This window comes from Rhodococcus sp. RDE2 (assembly GCF_020885655.1).
In the GTDB taxonomy this organism is placed as follows: domain Bacteria; phylum Actinomycetota; class Actinomycetes; order Mycobacteriales; family Mycobacteriaceae; genus Rhodococcus; species Rhodococcus pyridinivorans.
This window is the reverse complement of record NZ_AP025186.1, coordinates 2,597,450-2,609,236: the sequence shown is the minus strand read 5'-3', so window position 1 is coordinate 2,609,236 and position 11,787 is coordinate 2,597,450. Positions and strand designations below refer to the sequence as shown.

10 protein-coding genes are annotated in these 11,787 nt (G+C 67.1%); 4 read left to right on the top strand and 6 right to left on the bottom strand.

Annotated elements, in window-relative coordinates; genetic code table 11:
* Window positions 1-25 precede the first annotated feature (25 nt).
* Window positions 26-736, top strand: coding sequence for a FadR/GntR family transcriptional regulator (locus LPH33_RS12190; RefSeq protein ID WP_160875466.1), 711 nt, complete (start codon window positions 26-28; stop codon window positions 734-736).
* On the opposite strand, the gene LPH33_RS12185 is transcribed toward LPH33_RS12190, so the two are convergent.
* The 4 genes from LPH33_RS12185 to LPH33_RS12170 form a co-directional block, all read right to left on the bottom strand.
* A complete protein-coding gene (locus LPH33_RS12185) occupies window positions 709-1,977 on the bottom strand; it encodes a glycosyltransferase family 87 protein (protein ID WP_229568159.1) in 1,269 nt (422 codons plus the stop codon). The two genes, LPH33_RS12190 and LPH33_RS12185, sit on opposite strands and share 28 nt — an antisense overlap.
* On the bottom strand, window positions 1,974-3,200 hold the full coding sequence (gene nhaA / locus LPH33_RS12180) for a Na+/H+ antiporter NhaA (protein ID WP_229568158.1): 1,227 nt from the start codon (window positions 3,198-3,200) through the stop codon (window positions 1,974-1,976). The genes LPH33_RS12185 and nhaA overlap by 4 nt, the downstream gene beginning before the upstream one ends.
* 428 nt (window positions 3,201-3,628) lie before the next feature.
* Entirely contained in the window at window positions 3,629-4,333 is a 705-nt protein-coding gene (locus tag LPH33_RS12175; RefSeq protein ID WP_016692223.1) for a universal stress protein, read from the bottom strand.
* 198 nt (window positions 4,334-4,531) lie between these two features.
* Window positions 4,532-5,023 (bottom strand): MarR family winged helix-turn-helix transcriptional regulator, encoded by a 492-nt coding sequence (locus LPH33_RS12170; protein ID WP_088899205.1) that lies wholly within the window; start codon window positions 5,021-5,023, stop codon window positions 4,532-4,534.
* A gap of 163 nt (window positions 5,024-5,186) precedes the next feature.
* On the opposite strand from LPH33_RS12170, the gene LPH33_RS12165 reads away from it, so the two are divergent.
* Window positions 5,187-6,413 carry an MFS transporter gene (locus LPH33_RS12165; protein ID WP_229568156.1) on the top strand — a complete coding sequence of 409 codons (1,227 nt, stop codon included), beginning with the start codon at window positions 5,187-5,189 and terminating at the stop codon, window positions 6,411-6,413.
* Window positions 6,414-6,452: 39 nt separating this feature from the next.
* Window positions 6,453-7,283: an aldo/keto reductase gene (locus LPH33_RS12160; RefSeq protein ID WP_145692189.1), complete on the top strand. Its 831-nt coding sequence runs from the start codon at window positions 6,453-6,455 to the stop codon at window positions 7,281-7,283.
* Between the two features lie 63 nt (window positions 7,284-7,346).
* On the opposite strand, the gene LPH33_RS12155 is transcribed toward LPH33_RS12160, so the two are convergent.
* Together LPH33_RS12155 and LPH33_RS12150 are read right to left on the bottom strand one after the other, a co-directional pair.
* Window positions 7,347-9,674 (bottom strand): arylsulfatase, encoded by a 2,328-nt coding sequence (locus LPH33_RS12155; protein WP_160875474.1) that lies wholly within the window; start codon window positions 9,672-9,674, stop codon window positions 7,347-7,349.
* Between the two features lie 89 nt (window positions 9,675-9,763).
* Window positions 9,764-10,699: a formylglycine-generating enzyme family protein gene (locus LPH33_RS12150; RefSeq protein ID WP_160875476.1), complete on the bottom strand. Its 936-nt coding sequence runs from the start codon at window positions 10,697-10,699 to the stop codon at window positions 9,764-9,766.
* Between the two features lie 105 nt (window positions 10,700-10,804).
* Here LPH33_RS12150 and ligD point away from each other — a divergent pair, with 105 nt between their 5' ends.
* Window positions 10,805-11,773, top strand: coding sequence for a non-homologous end-joining DNA ligase (gene ligD / locus LPH33_RS12145; RefSeq protein ID WP_229568154.1), 969 nt, complete (start codon window positions 10,805-10,807; stop codon window positions 11,771-11,773).
* The last annotated feature ends 14 nt before the right edge of the window (window positions 11,774-11,787 follow it).

Here is an 11,787-nt window from a genome sequence, read left to right as displayed (position 1 = left end):
CCGGAATCGACTAGGCTCTGAAGTCATGTCGTCGTCCGAGGGTCGTGCGTGGGAGCAGGTACTGAACCGCTTGGAGCAGATGCTGGTCTCGGGAGAACTCGGCCCGGGCCAGCGTCTGCCCCCGGAGCGCACGCTCGCCGCACAACTCGGCGTCGGCCGGTCTTCGGTTCGTGAGGCACTGCGGGTGATGGAGGCCCTCGGGCTGCTCAGCACCCACACGGGGTCCGGGCCGAACGCCGGCGCGATGATCGTCTCGCGACCCACCGGCGGGATGTCTATGCTCATGCGCCTGCAGGTCGCGGCGCAGAACTTCCCGGTCTCCGACATCGTCCGCACACGCCTGGTACTCGAGACGGAAGTGATGCAGACGCTGGCCAACCGGAGCCCGGCACCGGAACTCACCCCGGCCGAGGAACTGCTGGACGCGATGGACGATCCGGAGTTGGCGGCACCCGAGTTCCTCGTTCTCGACGCCCAGTTCCATGTCGCAATGGCCGACGCGGCGGGCAACCTCGTCGTCGCGGCGATGATGGCCGGTCTCCGCGACTCCATCGAGAGCTACGTCCTCGCGGGCGCACCACACACCGATTGGCCCGCGACCTGCGTGCGGCTGCGTCACGAGCACCGCGGTCTCGTCGACGCGGTCCGCGCCGGCGATGCCACGCTCGCTCGCAAGCGCATCGTCGAGCACATCCGTGGTTACTACGCTCAGAGTTTCGGCGCCGACGCGTTCTGACGCCCTGTCCGAGCGATGTCCACCGAAGGGTCTGTGACCGGTCCGGGGACGCGTGCGGATCGTCGGCGATCGACCAGCACCGCGAATATCACGATGAGCAGCAGCGACCAGCCCAGTGTCGGGCGCATGTACTCGGCGTACCGGCCGGCCTCCACCCATCTGCCCGAATACCATTCGTCGGCGCTGAGGAAGCCGTACACCGCCAGCCATGCCGGCCAGTTCCGCATCACGGACTGCGGCAGGACCACGCTCATGAGCAACGGGAACAGCAGCATCGAGTAGTACATCTGCCCGAGCGAACCGAGCAGAAACGATGCGGTCATCAGCACACCGGCACCGGTGACGACGAAGAACACCTCGTCGTGCCGGTGATAGCGGTGGAGCAGATACAGCGTGGCCGCGGCGAGGAACGCGAAACCGATGCGCAACGCGAGGATCAGGGGTTCGGGCAGACCGTAATAGGTGCCGTTGCCGGTGATCGAACTGTTGAAGTAGTCGCGGGACTGCAACAGATACGGAACGGTGCGTTCGACGAACTGCCACGGATCCGCAGCCCACGGCCACGCGAGTGCGGTGAGCCCGACCGGCACCGCTGCGGCGGTCAGGAGAGTCTTGCTCTGGCGGCGCAGCACGGGAAGCAACAGCAACGGCGCGAGAATCGGTTTGATAGCGAAGGTCACCCCGATCGCGGCGCCGGCCCAGAGGTCCCGCCGCGCCAGCAACAACGTCAGGAACGCCATCTGACCGAGTAGGACCACACCGTTGATGTTGGTGAACACCAGGGTGTTGATCACCGATTCGGACGCGAAGGCGACCGTCACCGCGATCGGGAGCGCCGCGGATCGCGCTGTGTACCCGAACATCCGCACGACCAGGTACACGGCAACGAGGACGGCCGCCGCGTTGACCCCGATGAATGCCCATCGTGAGAGTTCGTGTTCGAGGGCCGCGAACGGTGCGATCAGCAGCGAACCCGACGGCGGGTAGAGGTAGTGCGGGTCGACGTGTTCGTACGTCGCTGTGTAGGCCGGTTCACGGTTCCAGAAGGCGACGGCTGCGCGGTAGACACCGGTGAAGTCGTCCGTGCGTGCACCGTCGACGGCGAGGATCACCGTGCGATGGACGACGAGCATCACGGCGACCGGCCAGAAGACGCACTTCAGCAGGGCCTGCGGTGACCGCACGGTCGGCTGGACCCACCACGGCAGACCGTCCCGACCGCGATCCGAGGTATCGATCATCGCTGATAGACGTCGGGAATCCCGTCGCCGTCCTCGTCGACCTGCTCGGCCGCCCTGATCGTGCGGTAGGCACGGTTACGGGCCACGAGAACAGTCGAGGCCAGAGCGGCGCTGAGCAACGATCCGCACAGCACGGCGACCTTCACGTGATCGGCCGCGACGGTTCCTGCACCGTAGGCGAGATCGCCGATGAGCAGGGACACCGTGAAGCCGATACCGCCGAGCAGGGACACACCCAGCACGTCCACCCAACTCAGCTCGTCGTCGAGATGTGCTCGGGTGAAGCGCGCCACCAGGTAGCTGACCCCGAAGATCCCGACGACCTTGCCGACGACCAGACCGGCGATCACCCCGGCGGAGATGGGATCGGTGAGGGCGTTCGCCAGGCCGGTGAATCCTCCGACGGTGACGCCGGCGGCGAAGAAGGCGAAGACCGGCACGGCAATACCGGCGGACAGCGGCCGGAGCCGGTGTTCGACGTGCTCGGCGACCGGAATCGTGCGGTCCCCCACCTGCCGGGCGACGGGAACCGCGAAGCCGAGCAGTACACCGGCGATGGTCGCGTGCACACCGGATTCGTGGACCAGCCACCAGGTCACTGCCGCCAACGGCACCAGGAGCCACCAGGCACCGAAGCCGCGTCGGAGCGCGATGCCGAACAGCGCCAACGGGATCAGCGCCCCGCCCAGGTAGAGCAGGTTCACCTCGTCGGTGTAGAAGACCGCGATCACGGTCACGGCGAGCAGGTCGTCGACCACGGCGAGGGTGAGCAGGAACGTTCGCAGCGCCGACGGGAGATGACTACCGATGACGGCGAGAATCGCTACGGCGAACGCGATGTCGGTCGCCGTCGGGACCGCCCATCCGTTCAACGCGTCGGCGCCACCACGAAGATTGATGACGGCGAAGATCACGGCCGGGACGATCATGCCGCCCAGGGCGGCGGTCACCGGCATGGCGGCACGCCACAGGTCCCGCAGACTGCCTTCGACGAATTCCCGTTTGAGTTCGACGCCGACGACGAAGAAGAACACGGCGAGCAGTCCGTCAGCCGCCCAGGTGCCCAGGGACAGGTCCAGGTGCCACGACGCCGGACCGATCGAGGTCTCCCGCAGGGCATGGTAGGAATCCGACCATCCTGTGTTCGCCCAGATCAATGCGATGACGGCGCCGATGAGCAGCAGGACACCGCCGACGGTCTCCTTGCGGAGGATCTCCGTCACACGGCGTGTGTCCTGCCATGTTCCGCGAGAGAGGAAGGGGACTCCGGAGAAGATGTTCGGCATCACAGGTCCTCGGAATTCTCGACCGCACGCGGTGCGCGAACGGGGACCGGCCGGGGCGGATGCACCCGATCCGCATGGGCGGCAGTACGTTCCGATCCCCGGAGTGGGATCGGGTACCGAAAACTATGGCATCCCTGCGATTTCGGCGTCGGACGCCGACACGCAGCCAGGAGGTCGATGCGACCTTCGGCGCTGCGGTGGACGTGCTTCGCGGGGGTGCCGGTCACTGCGCCGGCTGCAGAGCTCGGGCGGGACGGGTGGCGACGGGACAGATGGGTACAGACACGGGTCCTCCGGTTCGACGACGTAATTACTTCTGCCGACCAGACTTCCCGGCGCACCGAGATCGACCATACCGTATCGGGTCAGGTCGACGCGGTGCCCGTCACATTCTCCTCGGGAGCGACCCGAACGGCGACCGTGGGTTCGTTCGCACCCGCGTCCGGCGAGACGACGGTGGGATCGACGACGAGCACAGGCACATGCGAGTGCCCGATGAGATATTCCGCGACGCTGCCGAGCATCCGAGAGGACATGCCTCGTCCGCGGCGGCCCACGACGAGAACGTCGGCGTGATGTTCCTCGGCGAACCAACCCAGGCATCGACCGGCCGGGCCGGCGAGGACGGCATATCCCACCGAAATATCACCCATCGATTCGACGGCCTGCTCGAGGCGCCGTCGCACCGTGGCGAGAAGTTCGGAGTCGGGATCGCCGGCGTCGTCGTAGGAGATCACGACGACGAGTTCGAGCACTCCTCCGGCCGGCCCGAACAGTCGTCGCGCCGCGTCCAGCGCATGCTTGGCCTCGGTGGATCCGTCGTAACCGACCATCACGCGGAGTCCGCCCTCGTCGACCTCTCCGGCATGCTGCCGGGCCACCGTCGTCACTTCGACGGACCGGGGAACACGCTCGATGCGCTCGAAGGCGATGGGGACGAACAACGGTCCGAGGATGACGGCGATGATCGTCCAGCGAGGGTCGTGGCCTCGCCGTGCCATCCACAGACCGGTCACGAGTCCTGACAGCACCCATACGACGAGGAAGGCGACGAAGACGGCCCAGTTCATGGCGTGCCTCCAGATGCGTGCACCGAGAAGAGGTGTACCGATGCGTTCATGTCGTCCTCCGGGTCGTCGAAGAAAGCTGTTCCCGCCGACCAGACTTCCCGGCACACCATGGGAGACGATACCCGACCCGGCCGCGCGATCTCACCTGTTGCTCCGACAGGTCTGCGCGCGGAGGACGTCGCGCGAGATCGCCCCCGTTCAGCGTGGTGCCGGGCCCCCGGCGGCATCCGTCCGATCATCGTCCTGCAACTGCCGGATGGCGTCGACCAGTGGCGCCAGGACAGGTTCGGCCGCGGCCTCGTCGAGCGCCTCCCGCAGGGCGGTGTTGTGGGTGGGCCGGGCCTCGTCGAGCAGGCGCCGGCCGGCGTCGGTGACGTCGGTGTAGATGCCGCGGCGATCGGTGGGACATAGATAGCGCGCAAGCAACCCGCGATCCTCGAGCCGCGTGACCAGCCGCGTCGTCGCACTCTGACTGAGGACCACGGCGTCGGCGACCTGGCGCATCTGCAGGTGCCCGCCCTCCCCGTCGTGCTGACGGTTGAGCACGTCCAGCAGTGAATACTCGCGCACGCTCAACCCGTGGCCGGACTGCAGGGCGCTCTCGATCCGGTTCTCGATCCGCCCGTGCAGGAGCGACAGCGCCGACCAGCTGTTGGCCAGCGCGGTCATCGACGGGTCCGTGGCGGTCATGGTCGGCTCCTCGGTCGGCTCGTACGAAACAGGTGACGCGGGCGGTGTGCCGGCGTTGTCACATCGCTCACTATACCCGCGCTTGCAATTAGTCGGCGTCTGCAATTATTGTTGACGCCAGTAAAGCGCGTCTGCGTCTCTTCTCGATCGAAGGATCGTTCTCATGCCACTCGCTCTGCTGGCCCTGGCCATCGGCGCCTTCGGAATCGGCACCACCGAATTCGTCATCATGGGGCTGCTCCCCCAGGTCGGATCGGATCTCGGAGTCTCGATCCCCACAGCCGGATATCTCGTCACCGGCTACGCCCTCGGCGTCATGATCGGTGCCCCGATCATGACGGCGCTCGGCACCAGGATCTCCCGCAAGAACATGTTGATGCTGCTCATGGGCCTGTTCGTCCTGGGCAATGCCGTCTCTGCCCTCGCACCCACCTTCGCCGTCATGTTGATCGGCCGCGTCGTCGCCTCCCTCGCCCACGGAGCGTTCTTCGGCATCGGCTCGGTCGTCGCCGCCGACCTGGTGGCACCGCAGAAGAAAGCCGCTGCCATCTCCCTGATGTTCACCGGACTGACGGTGGCCAATGTCGTCGGCGTGCCGCTGGGCACCTTCGTCGGCCACACCGCGGGCTGGCGCGCGACGTTCCTGATCGTCGCCGCGCTCGGCGTCGTCGGCCTCGCGGGCGTCGCGAAGCTCGTTCCCGACGTCCCCCGACCCGAGGGCGTCCGGCTGCGTCACGAGATCGCGGCGTTCAAGAACGTCCAGGTCGTGCTGGCCATGACCATGACGGTCCTCGGCTTCGGGGGCGTGTTCGCCGCGATCACCTACATCGCACCGATCCTGACCGATGTCGGCGGTTTCGCCGAGTCCTCCGTCCCCTGGCTGATGGCCGTGTTCGGAACCGGCATGGTGGTCGGCAACCTCGTCGGTGGACATTTCGCCGACCGCAATCTCATGCCGATGCTCTACACCGCCCTGGCCGGCCTGGCCGTGGTGCTCGGCCTGTTCACCTTCCTGGCCTCCGCCAAGACGGTGTCCGTCGCGGCGGTCTTCCTGATCGGCGCTCTCGGTTTCGCGACCGTCCCACCCCTGCAGAAGCACGTCCTCGACCATGCGCACGGCGCCCCGACCCTGGCGTCCGCTGCCAACATCGGTGCCTTCAATCTCGGCAACGCCCTGGCCGCCTGGCTCGGCGGCATGGTGATATCCGCCGGATTCGGGTACACGGCACCCAACGCCGTCGGGGCCGTCCTGGCCGCGTCCGCTCTGATCCCGGCGGTCCTGTCCCACCGACTACAGCGAAAGGACGATCACGCCAACGCAACTCACACATTCACAGAACCCGACCTCCACAGCACCTCCCGTGCTGCCGTCGACCCCGTCCGACTGTGATCCCGAACTACGCGAACACCCCCGAAGGAGCACCATCTCGTGACATCGTCCACGATCCCTACCGTCACCCTGAACAACGGCGTCGAGATCCCCCAGCTCGGCTTCGGCGTCTTCCAGATCCCCGAGGACGAGACCACCGCGGCCGTCAGCGCGGCACTCGAGACCGGCTACCGCCACATCGACACCGCCGCGATCTACGGCAACGAAGCCGGCGTCGGCCGCGCGCTGGCGGACTCCGGACTGTCCCGCGACGAACTGTTCATCACGACGAAGGTGTGGAACTCCGATCAGGGTTACGACGCCACCCTCCGCGCCTTCGACACCAGCCTCGCCGCGCTCGGCCTCGATCGTCTCGACCTCTACCTGATCCACTGGCCGACCCCGGCCCGCGACCTCTACGCCGATACCTGGCGTGCCCTCGAACGCCTCGTCGAGGAAGGACGCCTCCGCGCCGCGGGCGTGTCGAACTTCCAGCCCGCCCACCTTCAGCGATTGCTGGACGGCAGCTCGCTCGCCCCGACGATCAACCAGATCGAACTGCATCCCGGTCTGCAGCAGAGCGAACTGCGCGCCTTCCACGCCGAGCACGGCATCGCCACCGAGGCGTGGAGCCCGCTCGCCCAGGGCGCCGTGCTGGACGACGAGGCGATCACGTCGATCGCCGGACGCACCGGCAAGTCGCCGGCCCAGGTGGTGCTGCGCTGGCATCTGCAGCTCGGCAACGTCGTCATCCCGAAGTCGGTCACGCCGTCCCGGATCCGGGAGAACTTCGAGGTCTTCGACTTCGAACTGACCGACGAGGACATGTCCACCATCGCCGGCGCCGACCGCGATCTGCGCACCGGACCCCATCCGGACCAGTTCAACTGACAGACCTCGCGGCTCCGGGCGGATCCACCGCCCGGAGCCGGTAAGGCACTCGAAGAGCTGCGTTCAGGTGTATTCGACGGTCATCCTGTCGATGCTCCCGTCGAACGGGAACGGTGCCCGGTCGAAGTAGTCGAGCGAGACAGGTGACCCCAGGCAGGTGCCGATATCCAGGCAGTCGTTCGCCGTGAACAGCAACGGCGCACTGACCGGCACGACGGTCTCCCCCACCGACTGCCCGTCGACGGACATCAGGACGTTCAACGGACCACCGGGGCGCGCTTCGGCGTACTTGGTGACCACCTCGACGAGGTGGTGTCCGGGCGCGACGCGGCTCGCCGAACGCATCTTCGTCCGCATCAGGATGAACAGGTTGTACTCGTAGCAGAGATAGCCGTCGTCCGCGAAGCACGTCAGACCACCACCGTTGGCACCCAACGCATACAGGACGCCGTGCGCCCGCTCCGGGAAGGTCACCTCGATACAGACCCGGTTGTTCTTGTTTCCCAGTGCGGGAGCGCAGAATTCGGGCATACGGGTGACCTCGCCGGTGAAATCCCAACTCGTGTACGGCGTGGTGATGCGTTGTTCCGGATGGATCGCCGCGACCCAGAGGCCCCCACCGATGGGAAGGGCGTTGTTCTTGGCCGCTTCGATCGCGAAGATCTCCCGCATCTGTGCCAGTTTCTCGGGGTACTGCTCGGCGAGGTCGCGGCTCTGCGTCCAGTCCTCGTCGAGGTTGTAGAGCTCCCAGGTGTCGTCGTCCGGGCTCCAATCGCGGATTCCGCCGGGCAGGCCGGGCAGCCACGGTGCGCGGGGTCCGAAGGCCGACGCCATCCATCCGTCGTGGTAGATCGCTCGGCTGCCCATGACCTCGAAGTACTGGGTGAGCTTGCCCGCCGGCGCGTCACGGTCCACGAACGTCCGGGCGAAACCAGCGCCGTCGATCGGATCCTGCGGAATCCCGTTGACGGTCCGCGGCGGGGTGATGCCCAGCAGCTCGTAGAAGGTCGGCACCAGGTCGTTGCAGTGCAGGAATTGGGTCCGGGGGGTGCGATCCGGCGTGATGCGCGCGGGCCAGCGCACCACCATGGGATTGCGGGTTCCCCCGAGATGGGACGCGAGAAGTTTCATGCCCTTGTAGGGCGTGCTGCCCGCCCACGCCCAGCCTGCGTGATACATGTTGTCCGTCTTCGGGGAGCCGAGAACGTCGAGTCCGCCGAGTTCGTCGAGGGCCGCGATGTGCTGGGCCGTGGTCGTGGGGATCCCGTTCTGCGCGAGCAGTTCGCTGATGGTGCCGTTCTGGCCCTCACCGGACGACCCGTTGTCGCCCCAGATGTAGAAGACCAGGGTGTTCTCGCGGTAGCCCAGCCGGTCGAGTTCGTCGAACAACCGCCCCACCTGCACGTCGCAGTGTTCGGCGTATCCGGCCGCGACCTCCATGAGGCGTCGCTGGAAGGGCTTCTCGTCGTCGGGGATGTCGTCCCAGGCCGTCATGGTGGGGTGCCGCTCGGTGAGTTCGGCATCCGGTGGGATCCAGCCCTTCTCCTTGGCCCGCTCGAACACGCGCTCGCGATAAGCGTCCCATCCGTCGTCGAACTTGCCCGCATACCGGTCGGCCCACGGCTTCATGATGTGGTGCGGCCCGTGCAGACACCCGCTGGCCCAGTACATGAAGAACGGCCGGGACGGATCGAGCGCCTTGTGGCGGCGCAACCAGCCGATCGCGTCGTCGGCGAGGTCCTCACTGAGGTGGTAGCCCTCCTCGGGAGTCTTCGGGGGCAGGACGACGGTGGTGTTGCGGACGAGGTTCGGCTCGTACTGCGACGCCTCGCCGGCGAGGAAACCGTAGAAGTAGTCGAAACCGACTCCGGTGGGCCAGTTGTCGAAGGGACCCGCTGCGGTGGTCTCCTCCGCAGGAGTGTTGTGCCACTTGCCGAAAGCCGCTGTGGTGTAACCGTAGTGGCGCAGCACCTCGGCTCCGGTGGCGCTCGATTTCGGGATGTGCCCGGAATAGCCGTCCCAGTCGTTGGCGAGTTCGGCGATCTGCCCGTTTCCGACACGGTGATGGTTGCGTCCGGTCAACAACGATGCGCGGGTCGGCGAGCACATCGCCGTGGTGTGGAAGCGGTTGTAGCTGATGCCTTCGTCGAGCAGGCGGTCGAGGGTGGGTGTGCTCACCTCGCCACCGAATGCGCTCGGCAGACCGGGGCCCGCGTCGTCGATGAGGACGACCAGGATGTTCGGGGCGTCGTCGGGAAGGCGACGGTGTTGTGCGCGTGGGCTGTAGACCGATTCCTGCATGGTCCGTCCTGCGATGCTTCCCGACGGCACCGGTGGGAACGGCAGAGTTTCTCCGCCCGGGATCGGATCCGGACGCAGATCCTGGCTCATGGTGGACGCCTCTTTTCACCCCCATCCGTTCCCAGTACACCACCGGTATCGGGCCGCATACACCCCTGACCAGGGTGAAACCTGCCTTCTCACGGGCGAATGATGCAGCGGAATCCGATATGGCACGTCGCGGTCTCCTCGGTGTCACCCTGGCGGGCCGCGGGTCGGTACCGCAGACAGTAATTCGGGGCACACAGATGCGATCCGCCCTTGATGACGCGGCGCGGATACGCTTCGCGCGGATCGTGTTCGGCCGTGTCCACGCGGGGATTCGTCGGGATGCAACACGACGACGCCGGCGCGACGTTCTTGCCGCTCGAAGCATGGTTCGCGGTGTAGTAGTCGGCGGTCCACTCCCACACGTTGCCCGCCATGTCGTGGAGACCGTACCCGTTCGGCCGGAAGTGTCCGACAGGTGAGGTTCCGGCGAATCCGTCCGTTTCGAGGTTCTGCCACGGGAATTCGCCCTGCCAGACGTTCCCGCCGGGCCGGCCCTTCGGTTCGTGCTCGTCGCCCCATGTGAAGGCCTTGCGGTCGAGTCCGCCGCGGGCGGCGAACTCCCATTCGGCCTCGGTCGGCAGTTCCTTGCCGGCCCACTCGGCGTAGGCGCGGGCATCGAACCACGACACGTGGGTGACGGGATGGAGTTCCCGCCCGCCGACGGTGCTCCCCGGCCCTTCGGGATGACGCCAGTCCGCACCCGGGACGAACGACCACCACCTCGTGTAGTCGTCGAGCGGTACCGGCCCCGGGGGAGGCGTGAACACGAGCGAGCCGGGCACGAGCAGGGACGGATCGGCGCCGGGATAATCGGCGGGGTCGGGCGCGACCTCCGCGGTGGTGACGTATCCGGTGTCCTTCACGAAGCGCCGGAACTCGGCGACGGTCACCGGGTGCGTGTCCATCCAGAACCCGTCGACCGTCACCTGGTGGACCGGTCGCTCCTCCGGATAGAAATCCTCCGACCCCATCCAGAACGTGCCTCCGGCGATGAGAGTCATGTTCTGTGTCGCAGCGCGCGTCATGACGTCAGCCTCGCACGGCCCGGGTCGGGGCGCGAGGGACGCACCGACGCGACGAGACCGCGCATTCACCGGTCCCGTCCCGGCCCCGTACCGCAGACTCGGGACATGCCCTCCACGACGACGGAACTGTCCCCGATGCTGGCGACCCTCGGTCCGCCGCCGACCGGGAACTGGGCGTTCGAGATGAAATGGGACGGCCAGCGCACCCTCGCCACGGTAACCGACGGACAGTGCCGGCTGACCAGCCGCACCGGCAACGACATCACCCGGAGCTTCCCCGAACTCCCCCACCCGCTCACCACCGCGACGGGCGGCCGCGACTGCATCGTCGACGGTGAGATCGTCACGCTCGATTCCGAGGGTCGGCCGTCCTTCGCCCGGCTGCAGCGCCGCATGCACGTCCACCGTCCCACCGAGGAGTTACGCGCCGAGCTACCGGTGCTGATCTACCTGTTCGACGTCCTTGCTCTCGACGGAGAGTCCACGACGGAGTTGTCCTATCTGCAGCGCCGGGCCGTCCTCGACGATCTGATCGTCCCCGGACCTCGGGTTCAACTGTCGCCCTACTGGACCGATGTCGACGCACCGACCATGCTCACGGTCGCGCGCGAACACGGCCTCGAAGGAATCGTCGCCAAGGACCCGGACGCACCGTATCTACCCGGGACCCGCAGCGACGGCTGGATCAAGACGCCGCTGCGTCGGAACACCGAGGTGGTCGTCGTCGGGTGGCTCCCCGGATCCGGCAAGGCTGCCGGCGGCATCGGTTCGCTACTCCTCGGAGCGCACGACGACGAGGAACGGTTGGTGTTCATCGGCCGGGTCGGGACGGGGTTCACCGCCGCGACCCGACGTGAGTTGCGATCGCAGCTGCGTCCCTTGGAACGACCGACGACCCCACTGGCGGTTGCGCCGCCGGCGCGGGAGACCCACGGCGCCCACTGGGTGGAGCCCATCCTCGTCGGAGAGGTCGAGTACCGGGAGTACGCGGGCGGAAGCCTGCGGCATCCGAGCTGGCGAGGACTACGCACCGACAAGACGGTGCCGGAGGTCGATCTCCCGGGTCGCCACTGAGCCTCGGCCTCCTC